Raw genomic sequence first — 24,632 nt, 5'->3', positions numbered from 1 at the left:
GTGCGTCGCGCTCTGATGGCGCGTGGCGTTCGACGGGCGCAAATGTAGCGGGCGCTAAAGAAAGAAATGTGACAGTGCTTTCAGCCGCCTTGCGGTGTGTCGCGCGTGCAACAGGGATGGCGAAATATCGGCGCTTGTGTATTCGGCGCGTCCGATGCGATGCTCTCGGTTCCGTCACCGCGAGCGAAAACATGGACGAGCAAGGAATCCGCGAACTGGAGGAGCGCCTGAAGAAGGCGATGCTGGCATCGGACGTGGACGCACTCGATGCGCTAATGGCCGACGACCTCAGCTTCGTCGATGCGACCGGCAAGGTCTGGACGAAGTCCGACGATCTCAACGGGCATCGTTACGGCATGCAGCGCATCGAGAAACTGGACGTCGAGGATCAGAGCGTGCGCGTGTACGGCGCGTTTGCCGTGACGGTCACGCGCGTGACGCTTTCGGGAACGTTCGCGGGCGCGCCGTTCGCGGGCAGCTTGCGCTACACGCGAACGTGGGGCGACATTGGCGGCGCGTGGAAGATCGTCGCGGCGCAATGTTGTCTCGCGCCGTTCTGATCCGCCGCGAAACGCTTACGCCGACAGCAGCGAGCCCGTGCGATAGGCCTTCGCGCCCGCAATGCGCGCCACTTCCAGCCCGGCCGTCGCGAAGCGCGTGATATGCCGCGCGTACATCACGCCGGAGGTCGTGCACTTGAGCGTGGTGACGACATCGGTGAGGGGATCGACGATATCGGCGATCGGCTCGCCCGCTTCGATGAACGCGCCCACTTGCGCGCGAAACACGAGCACGCCCGACGCCGGCGCGACGATCGGCTCCGCGCCCGCGAGCGGCGTCGCCGGATACGCGAGCGGCGGCTGCTCGGGCACGGGCGCGTCGATCACGCCGCGGTGGATCAGATACTTGACGATGGCCTGCGCGTCTTTATCCGCGAGTTCGTAGGACACGTCGTGCTGGCTGCGCAGTTCGACCGTCACCGAAATGCCGCCATTCGGAATCGGGAAGCGCTCGCCGTAACGCTGGCGCAAATCCGACCAGCAGAAGCTGTGGATTTCGTCGAACGGATTGCCGACCGAATTCAGCGCGAGCAACGACGCTCTTGCATCGAGATAGCGCGCGAGCGGCTCGACTTCGTCCCAGATGTCCGGATTGGTGTAGAGATGCAGCGCGGCGTCGAGATCGCAGTGCAGATCGAGCACGACATCGGCGTCGAAGGAAAGCTTTTGCAGCGCGAGGCGTTGCGATTCGAGCTCGGTGTGCGGCGTCTGCTCGTCGAGCGCTTCTTTCATCGCGGCGCGCACGGCGAGCTTGTTCGCGCCGGCGTCCTTGCCGAGGCGCGCTTCGATGCGCGGCGCGATCAGCGCGGCGAGATCGTGGAAATTGCGGTTGAAGTTGTGGCCGCTGTTGGTCTCGAAGCGGCCCATCAGCGTGCCGTGCAGATGTTGCGACAGGCCGATCGGATTCGGCACCGGCACGATGACGACTTCGCCGCGCAGCTTGCCCGCCGCTTCGAATTCGGCGAGCTGGCGGCGCAGACGCCATGCGACGAGCATGCCGGGCAGTTCGTCCGCGTGCAGCGACGACTGGACGTAGATTTTCTGGCCGCCGCCGGGGCCGTAGTGAAAACTCGTGATGTTGCGGGAAGTGCCGAGCGTCGGCGAGATCAGGGAATGAGTTCTGGTTTGCATGTTGGTCGCGCGCAGGCGAGTGCGCGGTCTTGCCTCGGAAAAGTGCTCCGCGCCGCGGCGTCTCCTTCCGTCGGCGCTGTCTCGAACGTTCGATCTTAGCGGAAATCGGCCGCCGAAACCGCTGTCCGAAAAGCAAACGGGCTCCGCGCCCTTGAGCGCGGAGCCCGTTCGTCAGCCGGTGTGGCTTGTGGCGAGCGGCTTAGCTGCCGTACACGTCGAAGTCGAAGTACTTCTTTTCGAGCTTCTTGTAGGTGCCGTCCTTGATGATGTCGGCGATAGCCTTGTCGATCTTCGCCTTCAGATCGGTGTCTTCCTTGCGCAGACCGATGCCCGCGCCGTTGCCGAGCGTCTTCGGATCGTCGATGTTTTGACCGGCGAAGTCGTAGCCCGCGCCGCGCGGCGTCTTCAGGAAGCCGATTTCAGCCTGCACCGCGTCTTGCAGCGCGGCGTCCAGGCGGCCCGAGATCAGATCGGCATAGACCTGGTCCTGGTTCTGGTACGGCGTGACCGTCACGCCCTTCGGCGCCCAGTAGGTCTTGGCGTAGGTTTCCTGGATCGTGCCCTGTTCGACGCCCACGTTCTTGCCCTTCAGGCTTTCGGCCGTCGGCAGGATGTTGCTGCCCTTTTTCGCGACGAGGCGCGTCGGCGTGTTGAAGAGCTTGCTCGAGAAGGCGATCTGCTCGGCGCGTTGCGGCGTCATCGACATCGAGGAAAGCACGCCGTCGAACTTCTTCGCCTTGAGCGCGGGAATCATGCCGTCGAAGTCGTTTTCCACCCACACGCACTTTGCCTTCAGGCGCGCGCAGATCTCATTGCCGAGATCGATGTCGAAACCGACCAGCTTGCCGTCGGAACCCTTCGACTCGAACGGGGGATAGCTTGCGTCGACGCCGAAACGGATCGTCGAATAGTCCTTCGCAAGCGCCGGCGTGACGGCGGTGAGCGACGTGGCGGCGAGAAGGGACATCGTCAGTGCCGCGAGCAGTTTCTTCACTGTTTTAACTCCAGAAGGTGGTCAGTTCAGCCCGGAAGGTCTCGTACCGGACGTCCGGCGCGTCGTTGGGCGCCAGAGCATGATATTCCGCGGATCGTGTCCGTTCAGAATCGGCAGAAGGTTACCAAGCCAAAATAGTTCGGGAGCTAGTAAAAGCCCGGATAGCGGGGCTTTAGAGCTTTTCTTCGTATCGGGGGCTGAGCGGATGGTTCTTCCGGAAGCCCGGCAGTCCGATGGCGATCGGTGTGACGCACGAGGCGACGGGATTCAGCTTCCAGCTCATGTTACCCACCCGGTTAAAATTCGTCCCTCGTCCGACCGCGCCGCGCCAGCGATGCCGCGCGGCGCACCCCGCCTCATGAGGAGACACCCCGATGGCAACACCCCGCAGCGCACACGCAGAGGCGCTTCCCGTCACCGCCGGCAGCATTTCCGCCCGGCTCGATCGCCTGCCCGCCACGCGCTCCGTCTGGACGCTCATCGTCCTTTTGAGCCTCGGTTTCTTCTTCGAGCTCTACGATCTGCTGTATTCCGGATACGTCGCGCCGGGTCTCGTCAAAAGCGGCATTCTCACGCCGACGACCAGCGGACTTTTCGGCATGACGGGCGTCGCGAGCTTTATCGCGTCGCTGTTCGCGGGGCTTTTCATCGGCACGATCGCCTGCGGATTTCTCGCCGACCGCTTCGGACGGCGCGCGATCTTCACGTATTCGCTGCTCTGGTACACCGGCGCCAACCTCGTCATGGCGTTCCAGGACACGGCGACCGGCCTGAACATCTGGCGCTTCGTCGCGGGTGTGGGCATCGGGGTGGAACTGGTGACGATCGGCACGTATATCTCCGAACTCGCGCCGAAACACATCCGCGGGCGCGCGTTCGCGTGCGAGCAGGCGGTCGGTTTCATGGCGGTGCCGGTGGTCGCGTTTCTCGCCTATCTGCTCGTGCCGCGCGCGCCCTTCGGCATCGACGGCTGGCGCTGGGTCGTCATCATCGGCGCGCACGGGGCGCTCTTCGTCTGGTGGATTCGCCGCACGCTGCCCGAAAGCCCGCGCTGGCTCGCGCAGAAAGGACGCCTCGACGAAGCCGATCGCGTGATGCGCGCGCTCGAAGAGAAAGTCGCGCGCGAATACGGCAAGCCGCTGCCGCCGCCCGAACCCGCCGTCGAGACAGCGGAGCGGCGCGGCGCGTTCGCCGACATGTGGAAGCCGCCCTACGGCAAGCGCGCCGCGATGATGATCATCTTCAACATATTTCAGACGGTCGGTTTTTACGGCTTCGCCAACTGGGTGCCGACGCTGCTGGTCAAGCAGGGCATCACGGTGACGTCGAGCCTGATGTATTCGAGCATCATTGCGATCGCCGCGCCGGTCGGACCGATCATCGGGCTCGCCATTGCCGACAGGATCGAGCGCAAGACCGCGATCGTCGCGATGGCCGCGCTCAACATCGTCTGCGGGCTGGCCTTCAGCCAGTCGGGCAACCCGGCGTTTCTGATCGCGATGGGCGTCGGCCTCACGCTCTCCGCGAACATCATGTCGTACAGCTATCACGCGTATCAGACCGAACTCTTTCCGACGAGCATCCGCGCGCGCGCCGTCGGTTTCGTGTATTCGTGGAGCCGTTTCTCCGCGATTTTCACGTCGTTCATCATCGCGGGCGTGCTGAAGGGTTTCGGGACGACGGGCGTGTTCGTGTTCATCGCGTCGGCGATGCTGATCGTGATGGCCGCGATCGGTTTCATGGGCCCGCGAACGCGCGATCTCGCGCTGGAGAAAATCTCGCGATAGGCGAAAATGCGCGCATGATGCTGCGAGTCAGCGCCCTGTATGCCAAAATCCGCAGGACCTACCCATTCGGCGGCCAATATTCGAATATGTCCGACACGCTCAACCCGGTGGAAGCAGATCATGCGATGCGCAACTGGACGTACCGGTCGACGGGGAAGATTCCGATCGGTTCGGACCTGCACAAGCGCATGTTCTGCGAGATGTTGCTGACGACGCACAATCCGTACAAGCCGGCCGTCATCGACTGGCCGAAGCTCGATCCCGCGGCGTTGAAGCGCGTGACGTCGCTGCCGATCTGGGATATCGCGGTGCAGACGGAAGGGCGCGCGTCGATCCGCGTCGCGACCTACGCGGGCACCGTCGGCGATCCGCAATTGCGCGAAGCCTTGCGCATGAACGGCGGCGAGGAAGCGCGGCACAAGCTGGTGCTGTCGAAGCTCGTCGAGGCATATGGCATCGAGCTCGCGCCCGAACCGCCGTATCCCGCTCCCGACGATGCATTGCGCGCGTGGATGCTCACGGGTTACAGCGAGTGCATCGACAGTTTTTTCGCGTTCGGCCTATTCGAGGCGGCGCGACAATCGGGTTACTTTCCCGAGGAACTCGTCGAAACCTTCGAGCCGGTGATTCAGGAAGAGGCGCGGCACATCCTGTTTTTCGCGAACTGGGTCGCGTGGTATCGGCGGAGTCTGCCTTGGTATCGCAAGCCGTGGTTCCTGATCAAGACCGCGAGCGTGTGGATTTCGCTGATTCGCGACCGCATCTCGCTCGCGCGCGGCTTCGACAAGAGCGGCGCGGCGCAGGATGCGAACTTTCCGGCGAATGTCGGCGATTCGGTCGCGGGCGATGTATCGGTTCGCTCGCTGATCGAACTGTGTCTCGCCGAAAATGATCGCCGCATGGGCGGTTACGACGCGCGCCTGCTGCGTCCGACGACCGTGCCGAAACTCGCGCGGCTCGCGCTGCGCTTCGTCAAGAAGTAGGTTTCTCGCGCGCGGCGCTCGCTTCGAAGCGCCGCGACGCTTCCTCGACGTCCTGCCGGAACTGCGCGAGCGCCGCCAGCTGCGCGTTCGGCGGCTGCAGCGCCGCCCACAATACTTCCACCAATTCGTTCGCCGTCGTCTCGATCTGAGTCTGACTCAGGCGGCGCTTCGCGAGCGTCGCGTCCCACAGGACGTGCTCCATCGGCCCGAAAACGAGCGAGCGCAACAGACGCAACGGCATGTCGGCGCGCACGTGGCCGAGCGCCTGGCCGCGCGCGAGCACGTCCATCAGCGGCGCGGTGTAGCGGCGCTGCAGTTCGGTCAGCGTGTCGGAGAGATCGTGCTGCTTCGTGCGGCCTTCGGACAGCACGAGCGCGCACAACCCGGTGCCGTTCATCAGCATCAGCCGCATGTGCGTTCTGACGATGAACGCGAACTGCTGCCGCACGGAGCCGTCGCGCGGGAGGCCGCTCTCGAAGGCATCGATGATTTCGTCGTACCAATCCGCGATGACGCGCGCGCACAACTCGCGCTTGCCGCTGAAATAGCTGAACACCGTCGCTTCCGAAATGCCCGCGCGCTGCGCGATCTCGGCGCTCGTCGCGGCGTCGTAGCCTTTCTCGGCGAAGACGTCGCGCCCCGCCTGCAGGATGTCCTTCACGCGCTGCTGCGATTTGACGCCGGCGGGCGCGCGGCGGCCGGTGGCGGTGGTTTGCGTCGACATTGGCGGGAAACGTGGGGAAATAAATGTGAGCGTAGCTCAAAAATCTATTGACGGCTAGGCGATTTGAGCGTGAAATTGCCCCATTCCGTGGTTTGTGGTCCTGTGTGAGTGAGGCTCATATTTCAGGACGCACCGAAAACATCGCATCTGGAGGAGACGACCCATGAGCAACGTACCCGGCCTGAATTTCGCGTTGGGCGAAGACATCGACATGTTGCGCGACTCGCTCGCCAATTTCGCAGCGAAGGAAATCGCGCCGCGCGCGGGCGAGATCGATCACAGCGATCAGTTCCCGATGGATCTCTGGAAGAAATTCGGCGATCTCGGCGTGCTCGGCATGACGGTCTCCGAGGAATACGGCGGCGCGAACATGGGCTATACGGCGCACATGATCGCGATGGAAGAGATTTCGCGGGCGTCGGCGTCGGTCGGGTTGTCGTACGGCGCGCATTCGAATCTGTGCGTGAACCAGATTCATCGCAATGGCACCGAGGTGCAAAAGCGCAAGTATCTGCCGAAGCTCGTGTCCGGCGAGCATATCGGCGCACTTGCGATGAGCGAGCCGAACGCCGGCTCCGACGTCGTCAGCATGAAGCTGCGCGCCGAGGAAAAGGGCGATCACTACGTGCTCAACGGCACCAAGATGTGGATCACCAACGGGCCGGATTGCGACACGCTCGTCGTGTATGCGAAGACGGACATCGAAGCCGGTCCGCGCGGCATCACGGCGTTCATCGTCGAGAAGGGCATGAAAGGCTTTTCGGTTGCGCAGAAGCTCGACAAGCTCGGCATGCGCGGCTCGCATACCGGCGAACTCGTGTTCGAGAACGTCGAAGTGCCGAAGGAGAACATTCTCGGTCAACTGAACGGCGGCACGAAAGTGCTGATGAGCGGCCTCGACTACGAGCGCGCGGTGCTCGCGGGCGGGCCGACCGGCATCATGCTCGCGTGCATGGACGCGGTCGTGCCGTATATCCACGATCGCAAGCAGTTCGGTCAGGCGATCGGCGAATTCCAGCTCATTCAGGGGAAGGTCGCGGACATGTACTCGACGCTGCAAGCGTGCCGCGCGTATCTTTACGCCGTCGGCCGTCAGCTCGATACGCTCGGCTCGGACCATGTGCGGCAAGTGCGCAAGGACTGCGCGGGCGTCATTCTCTACACCGCCGAAAAAGCGACGTGGATGGCGGGCGAAGCGATTCAGGTGCTCGGGGGCAACGGCTACATCAACGAATATCCGGTCGGCCGTCTGTGGCGCGATGCGAAGCTCTATGAAATCGGCGCGGGCACGAGCGAAATCCGCCGCATGCTGATCGGCCGCGAACTGTTCGCCGAGACGGCTTGAGGCGCGCGTCATGACGATCATCGAATCGAAACTGAATCCGCGCGGCGAGGAATTCCGCACGAACGCGGCGGCGCTCGAAGCGCTCGTCGCGGACCTCAAAGAGAAGATCGCCAAGATCGCGGAAGGCGGCGGCGCGGCCGCGCGCGACAAGCACGTATCGCGCGACAAGCTGCTGCCGCGCGATCGCATCGCGCAACTGCTCGATCCGGGCACGCCGTTTCTCGAACTGTCGCAGCTCGCGGCGTACGGTATGTACAACGATGACGCGCCCGGCGCGGGCATCATCACCGGCATCGGGCGCATTGCGGGGCAGGAGTGCGTCGTCGTGTGCAACGACGCGACGGTCAAGGGCGGCACGTACTATCCCGTCACCGTGAAGAAGCATTTGCGCGCGCAGGAAATAGCGGAGCAGAACCGCCTGCCGTGCGTGTATCTCGTCGATTCGGGCGGCGCGAATCTGCCGAATCAGGACGACGTGTTTCCCGATCGCGATCACTTCGGCCGCATCTTCTACAACCAGGCGAACATGTCGGCGCAAGGCATCGCGCAGATCGCCGTGGTGATGGGCTCGTGCACGGCGGGCGGCGCGTACGTGCCCGCGATGAGCGATGAATCGATCATCGTCAAGAATCAAGGCACGATCTTTCTCGGCGGTCCGCCGTTGGTGAAAGCCGCGACGGGCGAAGAAGTCAGCGCCGAAGATCTCGGCGGCGGCGATGTCCATACGCGTCTGTCCGGCGTCGCCGATCATCTCGCGCAGAACGACGCGCATGCGCTCGGCATCGCGCGCAGCATCGTCGGCAATCTGAATCGCGTGAAGACGCCGACGCTCGCATTGAAAGAACCGCTGCCGCCGCGCTATGACCCGCAAAGCGTCTACGGCGTGATTCCCGTCGATACGCGCAAGCCTTTCGACGTGCGTGAAGTGATCGCGCGCATCGTCGACGATTCCGCTTTCGACGAATTCAAGGCGCGCTACGGCACGACGCTCGTCTGCGGTTTCGCGCATATCTGGGGGCATCCGGTCGGCATCGTCGCGAACAATGGCATTCTCTTCAGCGAATCCGCCTTGAAGGGCGCGCATTTCATCGAACTGTGCGCGCAACGCAAGATTCCGCTCGTGTTCCTGCAGAACATCACGGGCTTCATGGTCGGCCGCAAGTACGAGAACGAAGGCATCGCGCGCAACGGCGCCAAGATGGTGACGGCGGTCGCGACCGCCAAGGTGCCGAAGTTCACGGTGATCATCGGCGGCTCGTTCGGCGCGGGCAATTACGGCATGTGCGGCCGCGCGTATTCGCCGCGCTTTCTGTGGATGTGGCCGAACGCGCGCATCTCGGTGATGGGCGGCGAGCAGGCCGCGTCCGTGCTCGCGACGGTGCGGCGCGACGGCATCGAGAAGAAGGGCGGCACGTGGTCGAAGGAGGACGAGGAAGCGTTCAAGGCGCCGATCCGCGATCAATACGAAGTGCAAGGGCATCCGTATTACGCGAGCGCGCGTCTGTGGGACGATGGCGTGATCGATCCCGCGCAGACCCGCGACGTTCTGGGCCTCGGATTGGCCGCGACGATGAACGCACCTATCGAAGAAACACGCTTCGGCGTGTTCCGCATGTGACCTCGGGATGTAACGCCATGTTCAACAAAATACTCATAGCGAACCGCGGCGAGATCGCATGCCGCGTCGCGGCGACGGCGAAGCGCCTGAACGTCGGCAGCGTCGCGGTGTATTCGGACGCCGATGCCAAAGCGAAACACGTCGATGTCTGCGATGAAGCGGTGCATGTCGGCGGATCGGCGGCGTCGGAGAGTTATCTGCGCATCGAGCGCATCGTCGATGCAGCGAAGAAAACCGGCGCGCAAGCAATTCATCCGGGCTACGGATTTCTTTCGGAAAACGAAGCATTCGCGAACGCGTGCGAAAAAGCCGGACTCGTGTTCATCGGACCGCCCGTCGAGGCGATCAGCGCGATGGGTTCGAAAGCCGCCGCGAAAGCGCTGATGCAATCCGCATCGGTGCCGCTCGTGCCCGGCTATCACGGCGACGATCAGGATCCGTCGCTGCTTCAGCGCGAAGCGGATCGCATCGGTTATCCGGTGCTGCTGAAAGCGAGCGCGGGCGGCGGCGGCAAGGGCATGCGCGTCGTCGAGAGAAGCGAGGATTTCGCGGCGGCGCTCGCGTCGTGCAAGCGCGAGGCGGCGTCGAGCTTCGGCAACGATCGCGTGTTGATCGAGAAGTATCTGCTGCGTCCCCGTCACGTCGAAGTGCAGGTTTTCGCGGACAAGCACGGCAACGCGGTCTATCTATTCGATCGCGATTGCTCCGTGCAGCGGCGCCATCAGAAAGTATTGGAAGAAGCGCCCGCGCCCGGCCTCAACGACGAAACCCGTCGCGCGATGGGCGAAGCTGCGGTCGCGGCGGCGCGCGCCGTGAATTACGTCGGCGCGGGCACGGTCGAATTCATCATGACGCAGGACGGCCAGTTCTACTTCATGGAGATGAACACGCGCCTGCAGGTCGAGCATCCGGTGACAGAGATGGTTACGGGCCTCGATCTCGTCGAGTGGCAACTGCGCGTGGCGGCGGGCGAGCCGCTGCCGTTGAAGCAAAACGAGCTGAAGGTGCATGGCCACGCGATCGAGGCGCGCATCTATGCGGAGAATCCGTCGCGCGGCTTTCTGCCGTCGACGGGCACGCTCAAGCACGTGCGCATGCCGCACGCGGTTGAGTTTTCGATCGATGGCGACGTGCGCGTCGATAGCGGCGTGCGTCAGGGCGATGCCATCACGCCGTTCTACGATCCGATGATCGCGAAGCTGATCGTGCATGGGCGCGACCGTCGCGACGCGCTCGCCCGCATGGCGCGCGCGCTGGCGGAATGCGAGATCGTCGGCTTGTCGACGAACGTCGAGTTCCTGCAGCGCATCGTGAAGAGCGAGCCGTTCGCGTCGGCTGATCTCGATACGGGCCTGATCGAGCGTCATCACGATGCGCTCTTCGCGCCGACGCACGTCTCGCGCAAGAAGGGGCTCGCGCTCGCATGCGCCGCGCTGCTCACGCGCGAGGGCGGCGAGGCGCACGGACATTCGCCGTGGGATGCGCTGTCGCACTGGCGCATGGCGGGCGGCTACAGCCAGGATTTGAACTGGCGCGCGCTCGATACCGACGAAACGCTCAAGGTCGTGTTCACGAAGAACGGCGAGAAGCGCCTGCGTCTCGACGATGCCAGCGCGCGCTTCGACTGGTCGCATAGCGGCGAGACATCGTTCGCGGTGCAACTCGACGATGCGCTGATCAAAGGCCATGTCTTCACCGACGGCGACGTCTTCCACGTCTTCCACGAAGGCGCGGCGTTCCAGTTCGAATGGCAGAACCTGATGGCGCACGCGGGCGATGCCGAGCACGAAGGCCGTCTCACCGCGCCGATGCCCGGCAAGGTGATCGCGGTGCTCGTGGAAACGGGCGCATCCGTGACGAAGGGCGCGCCGCTGATGGTGATGGAAGCGATGAAGATGGAGCACACGATCGTGGCTCCGGCGACGGGCAAGATCGGCGAGATTCTGTTCGAGGTCGGCGATCAGGTCGCCGACGGCTCGCAATTGCTCGTGCTGGAAGTCGAGCAGGCCGCTAGCGCTTGACCTTGGCGGGCGCGCCGAGCAGCGTCTCTTCGCTCTCGGCGCGCACGAGAATTTCCACGCGGCGATTCAGTGCGCGCCCTTCACGGGTGTCGTTCGTCGCGATGGGCCGCAGATACGCCATGCCCTTCGTCGTGATCCGTTCGGCGGGCACGCCGCGCGCGATCAACGCCTGCGCGACGGCATCGGCGCGCGCCGCCGACAGTGCGCGGTTATAGGCGAGCGAGCCTTCGTTGTCGGTATGGCCTTCGATCAGCACGGGCCGCATGCTGCGCTTCAACACTTGCGCCGCGCGATCGAGCATCGGCGAATCGCTGCGGCGAAGCGTCGATTCATCGGTATCGAAGAGCGGCGTGTTCGGCAAGCGCATCTCCACGCCTCCCTTGACCGGCAACATCGTGATGCCGTATTGCGCGTTCAACCGGTCTTCCTTCGACCGATTGAGCCCGCTTGAACATCCGGCGAGCAGCGCGAGCGACACACATGCGCCCACCGTTGCGCGCGAAGCCATTGCCTTCATTGCATAGTCCTGCATCGAAATCGAGTCTCGATTATAGGGAGCGCGAAAGGTGCCTTCTGTAAATAACGTTGCCTGACTGCGCGCATCGAGTGGAATGATTCGTGCGTGATTACAATGCTGGCGAGCTTTCATGTTTCGCCGGTCATCGATCTCTCGAACAGAGCCTCATCATCCATGCCGATCCAGCCGCGCAACGACCCGACCCCGGACTCATCCGAGCGCACGCGAAAGATGCAGCGCACCGCTTCCGCCGCGCTCTATGCCGTGCTCGTTCTGGTCGCGCTCTATACGGCGCGTACCTTCATTCCGGCGGTCGTCTGGGCGAGCGTGATCGCGATTGCGCTGTGGCCGGCTTTCGGCTGGCTCGAACGCCGGCCCATGTTCAGACGGCATCACAACGTGCTTGCTGTCGGGCTGACCGCGGCCATCGGCCTGCTTTTCGTCGTGCCGTTTTTCATCGTCGCGGCGCAGACGGTGAGCGAAGCGCGCGACATGCTCCACTGGTTCCACGAAGTGCTGCGCACCGGCCTTCCGATGCCCGCGTTCATCGAGCATCTGCCGATGGGTTCGCAACAAGTCGCGCGCTGGTGGCAGGAGAATCTCGCGACGCCGCTCGAAGCATCGCCCGCAGTGAAGAACCTGCATAGCGCGACGGTCGTCGCGATGACGCGGCACTTCGGCGGGCGCGTCGTGCATGGTTTCGTCATCTTCGGCTTCATGCTGATGACGCTCTTCTTCGTGTTTCTCGCGGGTTCGAAGCTCGGCGAGCAACTGCTCGCGGGTTCGCGCCGCGCGTTCGGCCCGGATGGCGCCGCGATCGTTCGCCGGATGGCCGAATCGGTGCGCAGCACGGTCGTGGGGCTCGTGGTCGTCGGCTTGGGGGAGGGCGCGCTGCTCGGCGTCGCCTATGCGGTGACGGGCGTGCCGCATGCGACGCTGCTGGGCATGCTGACGGCCGTCGCGGCGATGCTGCCGTTCTGCGCGCCGATCGTCTTTCTCGGCTCGGCGCTATGGCTGCTCGCGCAAGGCTCGACCATCGCGGCGGCGTGCGTCGCCGTGTTCGGGCTGATCGTGGTGTTCGTGGCGGAGCACTTCGTGCGGCCGGTGCTGATCGGCGGATCGGCGCGGCTGCCGTTTCTGCTCGTGCTGTTCGGCATTCTCGGCGGCGCGGAGACGTTCGGGCTGATCGGCCTTTTCATCGGCCCGGCGCTGATGACGATTCTCGTCGTGCTGTGGACGGATTACGTCGACAACCGCAGTTAGCGCTTCAGCGCTTACTGCGGTGTCGCGAGGCAGCGCGACTGCATCCGTTCACCCGCGTTCCTGCACGCATACCCACGGCGACAGCACCACCGCCCACAATTGCGGATCGCGCGCGGCGACATCGGCGGCGGTCTCGGCCTGCATGCGTTCGACGAGTCCCGCCGAAAGCCATTGCGTGACCTGCTGCTTGTCGTCGTTGGCGATGGCTTCCGCGACGCTTACGAGATCGAGATCGCCCTTCACCCAGATGAGCTTGCCTTGCGCGAAAAAGCGCTCAAGCTCGGACCAGCCGATCTGGGCGGTTTCGGCGAGAAGCTTGACGTAGAGCGGGCTGGGCGTGGGAGCGTCGGACATGGAAAGAGTGCGGAGAAAAACGAAAGGCGTCCGACACTATAGCGCAGTGCCGGACGCCCTCGTTTCGAACGACTGCTGCGAGAAACTTTACAGATCGAAGAAAACCGTCTCGTTCGGGCCGCGCAGATGGATGTCGAAGCGATAGATCGTGCCCGACGAACCCGGCTTGGCCGACGCGCCCGCTTCGCGCTTCGCGACCAGCGTATGACGGCGCTCCGCCGGCACGCTCTGCAGCACGGTGTCCTTCGCGTTGGCTTCGGTTTCGTCCTCGAAGTAGATGCGCGTGTAGGTGTGCAGCAGCATGCCGCGCATCAGCACGATGACATCGAGGTGCGGCGCGGAATCGTCGGCGGTTGCGCCCGGCTTCACCGTATCGAAGATGAAGCGCAGCTTCGGATCCGTGCCCGTGCCGCAGCGCGCGAAACCGCGAAAGCCAGACTCGCGCGCTTCCTGCGCGCTCTGCACGTAGCGGCCGTTCGCATCGGCCTGGGCGATTTCGATGAGCGCGTCGTTGACGGGCTTGCCTTCCGCGTCGAACACGTTGCCGACGACGGCGATATGCTCGCCCGGCACTTCACGATCCGCCGCCGATGCGGTGAAGAGGCTCTTCAGATCGAAGTTGTACTGCTCGGGAACGAGGCCGTAAGCGAAGTACGGTCCGACGGTCTGCGAAGGGGTCTGTTTCAGCGTGGTCATGTTCGGTTACTCCGTCGGCGTTTGGTCCGGGCCGCGCAGCACGATGTCGAATTCGTAGCCGAGCGCGTAGTTTTCCTGCGTCGTGTCGATCGAAAAGGCCGAAACCAGACGCTTGCGAGCGTGCTCGGGAATGCCTTGGTAGATCGGATCGAGATCGAGCAGCGGATCGCCGGGGAAATACATCTGCGTGACGAGGCGCGAGCCGAAATATTCGCCGAAGAGCGAGAAGTGGATGTGCTGCGGACGCCACGCGTTCGGGTGGTTGCCCCACGGATACGCGCCCGGCTTGATCGTCATGAAGCGATAGCGGCCTTCGTCGTCGGTCAGGCAGCGGCCCGCGCCGAGGAAGTTCGGATCGAGCGGCGCATCGTGCTGGTCCGCCTTGTGCACGTAGCGGCCGGCGGCGTTCGCCTGCCACACTTCCACGAGCGTGTTGCGCACCGGACGGCCGCCTTCGTCGAGCACACGGCCCGTCACGATGATCCGCTCGCCGAGCGGTTCGCCGTTTTTCGCGGCGTTACGGGTGAGGTCGTTGTCGAGCACGCCCAAGTCTTCAGCACCGTAGACCGGCACGCGGCGGTTGCGCAGATTTTCCTTCAGCGGAATGAGCGGCAAACCGGGGCTGCGCAGGACCGACGACCGGTAACCCGGCGACAGATACGCGGGATGGGATTCCCAGTCACGCGGTGTGAGGATGGGGGAGGTCATGTCGACTGTCTCCTGTATTTGTGGAAGTTGAATAGGATGTTTCTGACGGCTACTTTATAGAACGACACAAGTTATGGAAAATGATGTTTCGTGCCATCTTGCATAACGGATCGTCATGGATACCGATTTCACCAACACCCGCGTCAAGTTCCGGCATCTCCAGTGTTTTCTGGCCGTCACGCAACTCGGCAGCGTGCAGCGCGCCGCCGATAGTCTGTCGATCACGCAGCCCGCCGTTTCCAAAACGATCGGCGAGCTCGAATCCATTCTAGGCGTGCGGCTGTTCGAGCGTGGGCGGCGCGGCGCGGTGCCTACGCGCGAGGGCCGGCTCTTCGCGCCGCACGCGAGCGCGTGCGTGGCGTCGCTGCGCGAGGGCGTCGACATGCTTCTGCGGGAACGTGGCGACGTGCCGGGATCCATTTCGATAGGCGTTCTGCCGACGGTCGCGCCGGTGCTGCTTTCGCCCGCGCTGACATCGTTCCGGCAGCAGTGGCCGGCGGTGTCGCTGTCCGTCTGGACCGATTCCAACGCGCTCTTGCTGGAAAAGCTGAAGGCGGGCGACGTCGATCTCGTCGTCGGACGCTTGTCCGAGCCGGAAGCGATGCACGGGCTGTCCTTCGAGCAGATTTATCGCGAGCCGCTCGCGGTGGTCGTGCGGCGCGAGCATCCGCTGACGCTCGAAACGCCGCTCACGCCCGCGCTGCTCGCGCGGTTCGTGATCGTCGTGCCGCCTTTCGGCACGCTGATCCGTCAATCGGCGGAAAGCGTGCTGACCGCGTTCGGCGCGCACGCGCTGACGGCGCTCGTCGAAACGTTGTCGGTGTCGCTTGGGCGCGCGCTCGCGATGAACAACGACGCCGTGTGGTTCGTGCCGGCCGGCGCGGTCGAGCAGGACATCGGCCTCGGACTGCTCGCCGCGCTGCCGATGCCCTTCGCGGGCACCGACGAGCCCATCGGCCTGATCCGCCGCAACGACGCCGCGCGCACGCCGGTGGAAGAGGCGCTCGTCGACGCACTGCGCGACGCCGGCCGCTCGCGCGCCGGGAGCAAATGACCGCCGACGCCGGGCGGCGCGCAAGTTGCTGAAGCAGCATTTACCGCGCAGATTTGGCGCGAAAGAAATACTATGACAAAAAGCTGCAGATAAGCGGTGACGGCAACCATCGGCCTTGGCGGCAGTCACTACCGATGTTGCCGGCAGCCTTTGTCCTGCACCTCCCGCCGCACAAACGCGCCGCACTCGAACAAGTTCGCAAGATGAAGACTGTACTGCTCGTCGACGACGACCCCGCCACCATCGAAGCCTGGACCCTCTCTATGCAAGGCGAGGATTGCAATGTCTTATGCGCGTTCGACGGCAACAAGGCGTTATCGATACTCGGCGAACAGAGCGTGGACATCGTCGTATCGGACTGGATGATGCCGGGCTTGGGCGGCGCGCTGCTCTGCCAGACGATGAAGAACGACGCGTCGCTCGCGCACATTCCTTTCCTGATGATTTCGGGGCATCCGAACCCGCCGGCGTTCGTCAGCTACGACGGCTATTTGCGCAAGCCCGTCGACGTGGGGACGCTGATCGCCGCGGTGAACCGCTTGTGCGCCGCAAAGAAACGTCCGCCGTATTGAGCGCCGTCTAGCGCAACACGGCGAGCGCATCGTCCATTTGCGACTGCGCGAGGCGGTTCAATTCCTGCGGAATCTGGCAGTCGAGCGGCAGGCAGGGCGTGACGATCACGCGGATATGCCCGCCGCGATCCGGCCACCCTTTCGCCGGCCAGACCTTGCCCGCGTCGTGGACGACAGGCACGACCGGCACCTTCGTCGCGCACGCGAGACGCACGCCGCCCGACGCCAGCTTGAGCGGCGCATCGTGCGCGACGCGCGTGCCTTCCGGAAAGATCACGACGGAATCGCCCTTTTTCAGCCGCGCGGCGCATTCGCGCGTCACGGCCGTATGCGCCTGACGGATCGAGCCGCGGTCGAGGCTCACCATGTCGAGCCCGCGCAGCACCCAGCCGAAAAACGGAATGTTCATGAGTTCGTGCTTGAACACGAAGCTGATGCGTCGCGGAAAGAGCGCCATGAACGAAAGCGTTTCCCACGTCGATTCGTGACGCGACAGGATGATGCACGGCCCGTCGGGCAGATGCTCCAGACCTTCGATCGAGCACGTCACGCCGGTGATGACGCGCATCATCACGACCATCGCGCGGCACCAGAGCTTCGCGAGCCGGTAACGTCCGTTGCGGCCGACGAACGGAAAGAGCGGCAGGATCAGAATCGACCAAACGATGCCGCTGCCCAGCAGATAGGTTGCAAAGAGCCACTTGACGAGGGTGCGTCGCATCGGGATTCGTGAATGACTGTGGGATGAACGGCGGGAATCCGCAAGCATAGCGTATCGGGTGAAACGCCCCGGATCGGCGTTTCGCGTCATGCGGCGTCATCGAAGCGATGCAACAATGGACCCCGACGAAACACACAGCAAGGAAACAGCGCAATGGAAAATCAGACGCCGGTGCAGTTCGACGAAGGCATGCTCGACGTGGGCGACGGTCATTCGATCTACTGGCGCGCGCAGGGCCCGCGCGACGCGCCGGTGATGCTCGTCGTGCACGGCGGCCCCGGCGGCGCGATGAACGTCAAATGGGCCGAGGTGCTGGAGCAGGACAAATGGCGCGTCGTGTTCTTCGATCAGCGCGGCTGCGGCAAGTCCACGCCGTTCGGCAAGCTGGAAGCGAACGGCATCGATGCGCTCGTCGGCGATATGGAAAAGCTGCGCGTCGCGTTACAGATCGAGCAATGGGCGATTTTCGGCGGCTCGTGGGGCACGACGCTCGGGCTCGCGTATGGCGTCGCGCATCCCGAGCGCTGCACGGGCTTTCTGCTGCGCGGCATCTTTCTCGCGCGGCGCGAGGACATCGACTGGTTTCTATGGGACGTGCGGCGCGTGTTTCCGGAAGCGCATCGCGCGTTCCTCGATGCCATCGAGGCGGCGTGCGGCCAGCGTCCCGCGAACGGGCAGGACATTTTGCGGATGACCGAAGCGCCGCTCGCGCGCTTCGACGAAGCCGGCACGCGGCTCGCGCGCGCGTGGACGCAGTACGAGACGACGCTTTCCGTCGTCAACAAGCCCGAGAAGGAACCGGCCGAGGAAGAGAAACGTCCGAGCGCGGAAGCGAACGCGGCGGCGATCTCGATGGCGTTGCTCGAACGGCACTACATGGCGAACGAGCTGCCGCCGATCCCGCTCTTGCCGCTCATCGCGCGGATTGCGCATCTGCCTTGCCGGATCGTGCATGGCCGCTTCGACATGGTGTGTCCGGCCGATCAGGCGCTCGACCTCGCGGCTCACTGGCCGGGCGCGGAACTGACCGTCGTGAATGCGGCGGGACACTGGACTTTCGAGCCCGGCAATGTCGCGGCGCTGCGCGCGGGCGCGGCGGCGCTGGCCGATGCGATCGCGCGGACGAAGCGCGCGACCGCCTGAGACGCTGAAGAGTCAGAGAATCGCGGGCGCCGCTTCGCTCAGGCGACGCCAGTCGAGATCGACGCCAATCACGACCGGTTTGGCGTTGCGCTGCGTCGCGATCGTCAGCGTCACACATAGCGACGTGCCCGTCACCGAGAGATACGGCGTGCTCGCGACGACCTGCTGCGGCTTCGCGTGCGCATCGACGAAATACGGACGATTGTCCCAGCGGCCCGTCGACGGATCGGCGATCGGCGCGAACCGCGCGGTCGGCGATCTCGCGGCCGCGCCCGCCAGGCCGGGCATGAACTCGCGGCCGCCCTGATCGAGGAAAAAGCAACTCAGCGTGCACGGCTGCGCGAGCAGGTCGGCGCAAGAGGCTTCGGCCGTCGCGCCCGACGCGAAACGCCGCGCCGCCTGCGTGAGTCCCGCGCGATAGGGCAGCAGAAGCAGATCGCCCGCGAGGCGCTCGGTGCGGCGCATCTGCGCGAGCGTGTCGAACACGTCTTCGAAAAGCGGCGTGACCGCGCCGCGCTCGGCGAGCCGCACCGACGGCATGCCGAGCAGATAGCCCTGGACGAAATCGACGTTCGAGCGCGCCGCCAGCATCAGATCCTTGTGCGTCTCGATGCCTTCGGCGACCACGAACATGCCCGACTCGTGCAGCAGATCGACGAGCTTCGGCAGCAACGCGTCGCGCATGTGAGCGCTTTTCGCCCGCACGAGACTGCGATCGAGCTTGACGATGTCCGGCCGCAGCGTCAGCAGCCGGTCGATGTTGGAATGCCCCGCACCGAAATCGTCGACCGCGACGAGAAAGCCTTGCGCGCGAAAGGAACGCGTCGCGCGCGCGATTTCCGCGACGTCCGTGCCGCCGGATTCGAGCACTTCGATCACCAGTTGCTCGGGCGCGAGACCGGATGCGCGCGTGGCCGCCGCGAGCCGCGCGGCATAGCCGGGATCGGTGAAGGTCGCCGGATTGATGTTGACGAAGAGCCAGTGCGCGGCGGGCAGCATCGGCGCCGCGTTGCGCAGGTGCGTGAGATGGCTCATGCGGTCGAGCTCGGTCAGCTTGCCCGCGACGATCGCGCGCGCGAAGAGATCGAACGGTCCGACTAGCGCGCGGTCTTCGGCTTCGCCGCGCAACAGCGCCTCGTAGCCCACCTCGCGCTGGTGCGGCAGGCTGTAGATCGGTTGCAGATGCGTGCGCAGCGTGATGCCGTCGACGATCTCCGTATGTCCGGTCAGCACGTTCAGGGACGCTGTCGCGGCGGCCGCACGGCGGTGCCCGGAGACGGCATGCGGGAAGCGAGCGCCGGCGGACGAACGCACAAAGGAGCAGTCAGGTCGATGAACGGCACGGCAGTCACGCGTTTCGGTGGGGATGAGCGCAATATCGGCTGGTCGCGTGCAAACTTGAGCGCGATCCGTCCATGCGTCGAGCGGGCTTTGTCGTCTCCGGTTTGCCGCCGACGCCCGCGCGACCTATCTTTGTTGGTGCAATGCTACGATCCGCGTGCAACTTAAGCCGGGCCGTGCCCGTCGAAAGTCGCAACGAACCCCTTGAGAGAGATAGATGGCGCAACAGAAAACCAACCCCAAACTCGAGCAGGCGCTGACGCGCGGCGATCTCGCGATCCGCCAGGCCAACTCGGGCCGCGCCACCGCGGTGCTGCGCGCGCTCGGCAAGATGATCGTCGAGGCGTCGGCGACGATCGGCGTCGAGGCGCACGTCGTCATCCACGACGGCGACAAGATCTACGATCCGGCCGACGGCGTCTGGCCGCAGCAATTGCTCGTGTCGCTCGACGGTCCGGTCGAGGATAACGATCCGGACGAAATCCGCACCATCACGCTGCTCGCCGACACGCCCGCGACGATTTTCCGCTGCGAGTGGCAACGCGCCGACGGCAATATCGGGCGGCAGGAAGGCCGTCCGCTCGCGATGGTCGCGTTCATTACCGACGTGGATATCCCCTGGCTAGACGAAGAGGACTGATTTTTTAATTCGCTTCAGCGCGTTTCATACTGCCGACACGATTATGTCGTGATAGAGCGGGCGTCCTTTCGGAAGGACGCCCGCTTTTTTTCGTCCTCCCCGATCGCCTTTCGGCAATCCCAAACTTTGCATTTTTTTGGTTTCGCAGAATCTGCGAAGAAAAATGTAAGCAAACGTTACCGAACCCCTTTTATTAAATGTTTTCCAGCGTTTACGCGATGCTCCGCGACTGTTCGCCGAACGCTATTCTCCTGAATGCCTCTCGCGTCGGCCGGTGGCTGCTTACCCTCGTTCTTTCACCCTCATCGGGCGCGCATATACCTTCCTGGCATATGCATATTTCGGTTTGCGGCTGCGGCCGACGATTGGCTTTTTCGCCGATTAGAAGCTTTCTTCCACTGAATTAGCCCAAAAGTTGCTGAGAAACAGCGGCAAGCACGCACCCCCTTTTTCGACTTCGTGAGAGGCTCGACCCGCCCGTGTAAGGAACCCTCCAATAAACGTCCTCAACACGCGGCACCTTTCCAATCGCCAAGAAAAAATGGGGTTTACAAATGGAACGTCTGAACCTTGCCAACAATGCCGCCGCTAACCAGACCGAATCGGCGGTACGCCCGACTCTCACGGTCGTCCCCGCGCTTCAGAAAACGGAGCGCATGCCGTTTACTATCCGTATCGTCGAAGACGATGGCGGACTTCAGAAAGCCGTGAGCATCAGACGTTCGGCCTACGGGCGGCATCTGCCCGAATTCGCCGAAAAGATGACGATCGAGCCGTCGGACCGCGATCGCGGCACGGCGGTGCTTCTCGCGGAATCGAAACTCGACGGCGCACCGCTCGGGACGATGCGTATTCAGACCAATGCGTACGGCCCGCTCGCCGTCGAACAGTCGGTGCGTCTGCCGGATCATCTGGCGACGAGCCGCCTCGCGGAAGCGACGCGTCTCGGCGTCGCGGGCGGCATGGTGGGGCGGGTGGTGAAAGTGGCGCTGTGCAAGGCGCTCTGGATGTTCTGCGAACTGCACGGGATCGATTACATGGTGATCACGGCGCGCACGCCGCTGGATCGGGAGTATGAGGCGATGCTCTTCAAGGATGTTTTCGGCGTCAACAAATTCCTGCCGATGTCGCATGTCGGCGGGCTGCCGCATCGCGTGCTCGCGAAGGACGTCGCAGCCGCGCGCCAGCGCTGGGAAGAAGCCCGTCATCCGCTCTTCAATTACATGGTGAACACGCATCACCCGGACATCGATTTGCATTCTGTAGATTTATCTTTTGACTGGGAACCGGTACGATGCCCAGACGCTCCGTTGATGGCTTACGGCAGGTAAAAGAAACGGACGATCGTATTTAGGACGGTAATAGCGAATAACCGGACCAAGAGCGGTCCGGTTGGCCAAAAGCGGCGGCGCGCGGGGCTTCGGCCTCCGCCGCTGTCTGCGCCGGCGCATTTCGCGCTGGGCGCAAACGGGGGTTTTTCCAAGAATGGCGTCGGTTATTCCAGCTTCCTTATCGAGATTCAGACGCACGGGCTCGTGGATCGACGACGCGCTGTACGCGGTCGCCGTTTACGCTGTGCCTTTTCTGATTTTGCTCGGTACGATCGCCACGCTCTATTTCCTTCCGCGTCAATACGAAACGCGCGGCGCGGTTCCGCTCCAACTGCGCGTCGTCGCCGATAAAGCCGCGATCATGAATCCCGGCGACGCGCTCGTGGCGCTTCGAGGCGTCACGCCGGTATCGCGCTACAGCACGCGTCTTTCGGAAAAGCCGGTCTGGTTCAGTTTCACCACGCCAAGCATGAGCGCGCATTCATCGACGGTCGTCGAATTGCCGTCGCGTCACGCGCAAACGCTTGCCTGCTGGAACGCGGACACGCTTGCGCCGCTCGGCGAGGCGAGCCGCGAATCCGTCAGCGGCCAGATGCGCGCGGTTAAAGCCGGTTTCTCGATTCACGTCGGGCGATTGAAAGAACCGGAAAACATTCTCTGCCGGGGCACATTTTCCGGACCCGCGCAAATCAACGCATTTACATGGGAATGGCAAGGCCTCCGTAATTCGGCGCTCGATTTTCAGGAAAGCTCCGGATTGATCGCCGGCGGTTTGCTGACGCTCGCGGTATTCGTCTTCGTGACGGCGCTCATCAATCACGAATGGACCTATGTGATTTTCGCGGTATGGCTCGTCGGCAATCTGCGCCTCTGCGCAAATGCGATGGGCTGGGACATGCAATGGCTCGGCCGCGTATTGCCGACCGAATACATTCAGCCATTGCGGCAAATCACCTTCGCGGCCTATTACCTGTTGACGGCCGCGCTGTTTCAACAGCTTTTCCGGCGCGAGTTGCGCGTGGTCGGTTATCGCTGGCTGCTGCGCGTCATTCAGTACGTCGGCATTGTGCTGCTCGCCGCCGCGATCGCGTTGCCGTATGAGCTTTTCATTCCGACGCTCTGGGTCATCGCGGGTTTCGGCATATGCGTGCTGTTGTTCTTCCTCGCGCGGCTCGTGTGGATGGCGCGTTCGCGCACCGTGCTGTGGTATGTCGCGTCGCTCGCGATCGTGCTTTTCTCCACGTTCTCCGAAGTGCTCGGCGCGGCCTTCGGGCTGAAGGTGCTCGTCGGCGGCGTCAATACGGTGATGGCCGCGCTGTCGTCGAGCATGATGGCGGCGTTCGCGATCGCCGAGCAGATGCGCGCGGAACGCGATTTTCGCCGCCAGGCGCAGATGGAACTGCGCAACACCTACGAAGTCACGCCGATCGGCCTCTTCACGCTCGATTCCGACGGTCACTTCGTGCGCGCCAATCCGGCGTTGCGCGCGATGCTCGATCTGCAAAAGGCCGACTACAAGGTGCGGCACTGGAACGACTACTTCGAAGCCGGCGCGTGGGGCGCGCTGCAGGCGCTCGCGTCGAAGGGCAGCGACGGCGAACTCGAAATGGGCGGCTCGCCCGAACGCGGCACCGCCGAGCGCCGCTATCTGTTGAAGGCAATCCGCTCGAACGGCTGGATCGAAGGCTCGCTGCAGGACACGACCGAACGGTCGAAGGCCGTCGAGCGCCTTCGCTTTCTCGCCGAGCACGATTCGCTGACGGGCTCGCTCAACCGGCGCGGCGTCGAGAAGGCGATTGCCGCGCAAAGCGAAGAGACGCTGCCGTGGGCACTGGCCTATGTCGATCTCGACCGCTTCAAGCTCGTCAACGATCTCTTCGGCCATCGCAGCGGCGACGAAGTGCTGCGCCAGGTCGCGGCCCGCACGCGCGCGCACTTCGCGCGCAGTTATCCGGTCGGACGCATCGGCGGCGACGAGTTCGTCTGCGTGATGCACGACACGTCGATCGAAGACGCCATCGCGCAATGCCGCGAACTCATCTCCATTTTGTCGGATGCGCCGTATCAGGTCGGCAATCGCGCGTTTCAGGTGAAGGCGTCGATCGGTCTCGTCGAATGCTCGCAGGGCGTGCGCGTGCAGGACGCGCTCTCACACGCGGATCGCGCGTGCCGGGAAGCGAAAAAGGTCGCGCACACGCATCTCGTCACGTACCGCAAGGGCGCGGCGGCGTTCGAGGAGCGCGCGGAGGAACTGAAGCTCGTCGAGACGCTCGGGCGCAATCGCCTGCCGCCGGGACTTTTCCTCGTGATGCAGCCGATCATGTCGCTCACCAAGCCGACCGAATCGCTCAACTTCGAAGTGCTGCTGCGCATGCGCGCGCCCGATGGCGCAACGCTGCCTGCAGGCAAGGTGATCGTCGCGGCGGAGGAATCGGGCAACATTGCGGCGATCGATCGCTGGGTCATCTCGACGCTGCTGGACTGGATCGAAGCGCATCGGCATCAGCTCGGCAACACGCAGTTCATTTGCGTGAATCTTTCAGGCGGTTCGCTGAACGACGAGCAGTTCATGGAGGACATCTTCGCGCTCTTCGCGCGGCATCAGTCGATCGTGCATTACCTGTGCCTCGAAATCACGGAAAGCGTCGCGCTGCACGATCTGGAGAACACGCAGCGTTTCATCGCGCGCGTGCACGACATGGGCGGCAAGATCGCGCTCGACGACTTCGGCGCCGGCTACACGTCGTTCAAATATCTGAAGGCGCTGTCCGCCGATGCGCTCAAGATCGACGGCGAATTCGTGCGCTCGATGTGCGCGCATCCGGCCGATATCGCCATTGTCGAGGCGATCGTCGCGCTGGCGCGCAATCTCGGCATGCGCAGCGTCGCGGAGTGGGTCGAGGACATCGATACCTTGCGCGCGCTGCAGGAGATCGGCGTGGACTATGTGCAGGGTTTCCTCGTCGCGCGCCCGCAGGACAGCTCGGCGATTCTCGCGGCGAGCTCGGCTGCGAGCTTCGTCAAGGATCCGGAAGTCATCGGTTTCGTCGAAAGCCTGTCGGAGCCGGTGCAGGCGACCGTCTTCGACTACGAATGGCACGCGCGCGCCTCGGGCACGCACTGAGCGGC

General features: G+C 63.8%; 22 protein-coding genes. 13 read left to right on the top strand and 9 right to left on the bottom strand.

Annotated features, from left to right (window positions below):
* Positions 1 to 191: 191 nt before the first annotated feature.
* Positions 192 to 560, top strand: coding sequence for a nuclear transport factor 2 family protein (locus BG60_RS14000; RefSeq protein WP_008353779.1), 369 nt, complete (start codon positions 192 to 194; stop codon positions 558 to 560).
* Between the two features lie 15 nt (positions 561 to 575).
* Here BG60_RS14000 and BG60_RS13995 read toward each other — a convergent pair whose 3' ends face one another.
* Positions 576 to 1,691, bottom strand: a complete 1,116-nt coding sequence (locus BG60_RS13995; RefSeq protein ID WP_008353778.1) for a succinylglutamate desuccinylase/aspartoacylase family protein — start codon at positions 1,689 to 1,691, stop codon at positions 576 to 578.
* Positions 1,692 to 1,890: 199 nt separating this feature from the next.
* Positions 1,891 to 2,685 carry an ABC transporter substrate-binding protein gene (locus BG60_RS13990; protein WP_008353777.1) on the bottom strand — a complete coding sequence of 265 codons (795 nt, stop codon included), beginning with the start codon at positions 2,683 to 2,685 and terminating at the stop codon, positions 1,891 to 1,893.
* 374 nt (positions 2,686 to 3,059) lie between these two features.
* On the opposite strand from BG60_RS13990, the gene BG60_RS13985 reads away from it, so the two are divergent.
* Positions 3,060 to 4,472 carry an MFS transporter gene (locus BG60_RS13985; RefSeq protein ID WP_034471865.1) on the top strand — a complete coding sequence of 471 codons (1,413 nt, stop codon included), beginning with the start codon at positions 3,060 to 3,062 and terminating at the stop codon, positions 4,470 to 4,472.
* An 86-nt stretch (positions 4,473 to 4,558) separates the two neighbouring features.
* A complete protein-coding gene (locus tag BG60_RS13980) occupies positions 4,559 to 5,455 on the top strand; it encodes a ferritin-like domain-containing protein (protein ID WP_008353775.1) in 897 nt (298 codons plus the stop codon).
* On the opposite strand, the gene BG60_RS13975 is transcribed toward BG60_RS13980, so the two are convergent.
* Positions 5,445 to 6,179, bottom strand: coding sequence for a TetR/AcrR family transcriptional regulator (locus BG60_RS13975; protein WP_008353774.1), 735 nt, complete (start codon positions 6,177 to 6,179; stop codon positions 5,445 to 5,447). The two genes, BG60_RS13980 and BG60_RS13975, sit on opposite strands and share 11 nt — an antisense overlap.
* A gap of 163 nt (positions 6,180 to 6,342) precedes the next feature.
* On the opposite strand from BG60_RS13975, the gene BG60_RS13970 reads away from it, so the two are divergent.
* Genes BG60_RS13970 through BG60_RS13960 form a run of 3 tightly spaced genes read left to right on the top strand, consistent with a single transcriptional unit; the run spans position 6,343 to position 11,163 of the window.
* Entirely contained in the window at positions 6,343 to 7,524 is a 1,182-nt protein-coding gene (locus tag BG60_RS13970; protein ID WP_008353773.1) for an isovaleryl-CoA dehydrogenase, read from the top strand.
* 10 nt (positions 7,525 to 7,534) lie between these two features.
* Positions 7,535 to 9,142 (top strand): carboxyl transferase domain-containing protein, encoded by a 1,608-nt coding sequence (locus tag BG60_RS13965; protein WP_008353771.1) that lies wholly within the window; start codon positions 7,535 to 7,537, stop codon positions 9,140 to 9,142.
* Positions 9,143 to 9,159: 17 nt separating this feature from the next.
* Positions 9,160 to 11,163 carry an acetyl/propionyl/methylcrotonyl-CoA carboxylase subunit alpha gene (locus BG60_RS13960; protein WP_008353769.1) on the top strand — a complete coding sequence of 668 codons (2,004 nt, stop codon included), beginning with the start codon at positions 9,160 to 9,162 and terminating at the stop codon, positions 11,161 to 11,163.
* Here BG60_RS13960 and BG60_RS13955 read toward each other — a convergent pair.
* Complete coding sequence (locus tag BG60_RS13955) at positions 11,153 to 11,680, bottom strand: OmpA family protein (RefSeq protein WP_167561848.1); 528 nt, start codon at positions 11,678 to 11,680, stop codon at positions 11,153 to 11,155. The genes BG60_RS13960 and BG60_RS13955 overlap by 11 nt on opposite strands.
* 174 nt (positions 11,681 to 11,854) lie before the next feature.
* Between BG60_RS13955 and BG60_RS13950 the strand changes: the two genes are divergently transcribed.
* A complete protein-coding gene (locus tag BG60_RS13950; protein WP_033536337.1) occupies positions 11,855 to 12,943 on the top strand; it encodes an AI-2E family transporter in 1,089 nt (362 codons plus the stop codon).
* A 48-nt stretch (positions 12,944 to 12,991) separates the two neighbouring features.
* Here BG60_RS13950 and BG60_RS13945 read toward each other — a convergent pair whose 3' ends face one another.
* From BG60_RS13945 to pcaH, 3 genes are all read right to left on the bottom strand, one after another.
* The gene (locus tag BG60_RS13945) at positions 12,992 to 13,297 is read right to left on the bottom strand and encodes a DUF2288 domain-containing protein (RefSeq protein WP_008353766.1); all 306 of its coding nucleotides are present in this window, start codon (positions 13,295 to 13,297) and stop codon (positions 12,992 to 12,994) included.
* Between the two features lie 87 nt (positions 13,298 to 13,384).
* The gene (gene pcaG / locus BG60_RS13940) at positions 13,385 to 13,993 is read right to left on the bottom strand and encodes a protocatechuate 3,4-dioxygenase subunit alpha (RefSeq protein ID WP_008353765.1); all 609 of its coding nucleotides are present in this window, start codon (positions 13,991 to 13,993) and stop codon (positions 13,385 to 13,387) included.
* Positions 13,994 to 13,999: 6 nt separating this feature from the next.
* Positions 14,000 to 14,701, bottom strand: a complete 702-nt coding sequence (gene pcaH / locus BG60_RS13935; protein WP_033536333.1) for a protocatechuate 3,4-dioxygenase subunit beta — start codon at positions 14,699 to 14,701, stop codon at positions 14,000 to 14,002.
* Between the two features lie 115 nt (positions 14,702 to 14,816).
* On the opposite strand from pcaH, the gene pcaQ reads away from it, so the two are divergent.
* Entirely contained in the window at positions 14,817 to 15,755 is a 939-nt protein-coding gene (gene pcaQ, locus BG60_RS13930; RefSeq protein WP_034471860.1) for a pca operon transcription factor PcaQ, read from the top strand.
* A gap of 53 nt (positions 15,756 to 15,808) precedes the next feature.
* Positions 15,809 to 16,327, top strand: coding sequence for a response regulator transcription factor (locus BG60_RS13925; RefSeq protein ID WP_235366236.1), 519 nt, complete (start codon positions 15,809 to 15,811; stop codon positions 16,325 to 16,327).
* 7 nt (positions 16,328 to 16,334) lie between these two features.
* On the opposite strand, the gene BG60_RS13920 is transcribed toward BG60_RS13925, so the two are convergent.
* The gene (locus BG60_RS13920; RefSeq protein WP_008353761.1) at positions 16,335 to 17,048 is read right to left on the bottom strand and encodes a lysophospholipid acyltransferase family protein; all 714 of its coding nucleotides are present in this window, start codon (positions 17,046 to 17,048) and stop codon (positions 16,335 to 16,337) included.
* Between the two features lie 153 nt (positions 17,049 to 17,201).
* Between BG60_RS13920 and pip the strand changes: the two genes are divergently transcribed.
* Positions 17,202 to 18,191 (top strand): prolyl aminopeptidase, encoded by a 990-nt coding sequence (gene pip / locus BG60_RS13915; protein WP_008353760.1) that lies wholly within the window; start codon positions 17,202 to 17,204, stop codon positions 18,189 to 18,191.
* Positions 18,192 to 18,203: 12 nt separating this feature from the next.
* On the opposite strand, the gene BG60_RS13910 is transcribed toward pip, so the two are convergent.
* Positions 18,204 to 19,424 carry an EAL domain-containing protein gene (locus BG60_RS13910; RefSeq protein ID WP_144403698.1) on the bottom strand — a complete coding sequence of 407 codons (1,221 nt, stop codon included), beginning with the start codon at positions 19,422 to 19,424 and terminating at the stop codon, positions 18,204 to 18,206.
* Positions 19,425 to 19,749: 325 nt separating this feature from the next.
* On the opposite strand from BG60_RS13910, the gene BG60_RS13905 reads away from it, so the two are divergent.
* The 3 genes from BG60_RS13905 (at position 19,750) to BG60_RS13895 (ending at position 24,627) form a co-directional block, all read left to right on the top strand.
* Complete coding sequence (locus BG60_RS13905) at positions 19,750 to 20,172, top strand: hypothetical protein (protein ID WP_008353757.1); 423 nt, start codon at positions 19,750 to 19,752, stop codon at positions 20,170 to 20,172.
* A 554-nt stretch (positions 20,173 to 20,726) separates the two neighbouring features.
* Positions 20,727 to 21,503: an N-acyl amino acid synthase FeeM domain-containing protein gene (locus BG60_RS13900; protein WP_008353756.1), complete on the top strand. Its 777-nt coding sequence runs from the start codon at positions 20,727 to 20,729 to the stop codon at positions 21,501 to 21,503.
* A 154-nt stretch (positions 21,504 to 21,657) separates the two neighbouring features.
* Complete coding sequence (locus BG60_RS13895; RefSeq protein WP_008353755.1) at positions 21,658 to 24,627, top strand: putative bifunctional diguanylate cyclase/phosphodiesterase; 2,970 nt, start codon at positions 21,658 to 21,660, stop codon at positions 24,625 to 24,627.
* The last annotated feature ends 5 nt before the right edge of the window (positions 24,628 to 24,632 follow it).

It is taken from the genome of Caballeronia zhejiangensis, assembly GCF_000698575.1.
GTDB classification, from domain to species: Bacteria; Pseudomonadota; Gammaproteobacteria; order Burkholderiales; family Burkholderiaceae; genus Caballeronia; species Caballeronia zhejiangensis.
Note: the sequence above shows the minus strand (reverse complement) of the source record. Positions and strands in the feature narration are given on the sequence as shown.

Bases quoted from the DNA above. Each gene is read 5' to 3' on its own strand.
- pcaQ (WP_034471860.1), top strand. From the start codon at position 14,817: ATGGATACCGATTTCACCAACACCCGCGTCAAGTTCCGGCATCTCCAG.
- BG60_RS13895 (WP_008353755.1), top strand. From the start codon at position 21,658: ATGGCGTCGGTTATTCCAGCTTCCTTATCGAGATTCAGACGCACGGGC.
- BG60_RS13985 (WP_034471865.1), top strand. From the start codon at position 3,060: ATGGCAACACCCCGCAGCGCACACGCAGAGGCGCTTCCCGTCACCGCC.
- BG60_RS13945 (WP_008353766.1), bottom strand. From the start codon at position 13,297: ATGTCCGACGCTCCCACGCCCAGCCCGCTCTACGTCAAGCTTCTCGCC.
- BG60_RS13980 (WP_008353775.1), top strand. From the start codon at position 4,559: ATGTCCGACACGCTCAACCCGGTGGAAGCAGATCATGCGATGCGCAAC.
- BG60_RS14000 (WP_008353779.1), top strand. From the start codon at position 192: ATGGACGAGCAAGGAATCCGCGAACTGGAGGAGCGCCTGAAGAAGGCG.
- BG60_RS13960 (WP_008353769.1), top strand. From the start codon at position 9,160: ATGTTCAACAAAATACTCATAGCGAACCGCGGCGAGATCGCATGCCGC.
- BG60_RS13950 (WP_033536337.1), top strand. From the start codon at position 11,855: ATGCCGATCCAGCCGCGCAACGACCCGACCCCGGACTCATCCGAGCGC.
- pip (WP_008353760.1), top strand. From the start codon at position 17,202: ATGGAAAATCAGACGCCGGTGCAGTTCGACGAAGGCATGCTCGACGTG.
- pcaH (WP_033536333.1), bottom strand. From the start codon at position 14,701: ATGACCTCCCCCATCCTCACACCGCGTGACTGGGAATCCCATCCCGCG.
- BG60_RS13900 (WP_008353756.1), top strand. From the start codon at position 20,727: ATGGAACGTCTGAACCTTGCCAACAATGCCGCCGCTAACCAGACCGAA.
- BG60_RS13905 (WP_008353757.1), top strand. From the start codon at position 19,750: ATGGCGCAACAGAAAACCAACCCCAAACTCGAGCAGGCGCTGACGCGC.
- BG60_RS13975 (WP_008353774.1), bottom strand. From the start codon at position 6,179: ATGTCGACGCAAACCACCGCCACCGGCCGCCGCGCGCCCGCCGGCGTC.
- pcaG (WP_008353765.1), bottom strand. From the start codon at position 13,993: ATGACCACGCTGAAACAGACCCCTTCGCAGACCGTCGGACCGTACTTC.
- BG60_RS13995 (WP_008353778.1), bottom strand. From the start codon at position 1,691: ATGCAAACCAGAACTCATTCCCTGATCTCGCCGACGCTCGGCACTTCC.
- BG60_RS13965 (WP_008353771.1), top strand. From the start codon at position 7,535: ATGACGATCATCGAATCGAAACTGAATCCGCGCGGCGAGGAATTCCGC.
- BG60_RS13970 (WP_008353773.1), top strand. From the start codon at position 6,343: ATGAGCAACGTACCCGGCCTGAATTTCGCGTTGGGCGAAGACATCGAC.
- BG60_RS13955 (WP_167561848.1), bottom strand. From the start codon at position 11,680: ATGAAGGCAATGGCTTCGCGCGCAACGGTGGGCGCATGTGTGTCGCTC.
- BG60_RS13920 (WP_008353761.1), bottom strand. From the start codon at position 17,048: ATGCGACGCACCCTCGTCAAGTGGCTCTTTGCAACCTATCTGCTGGGC.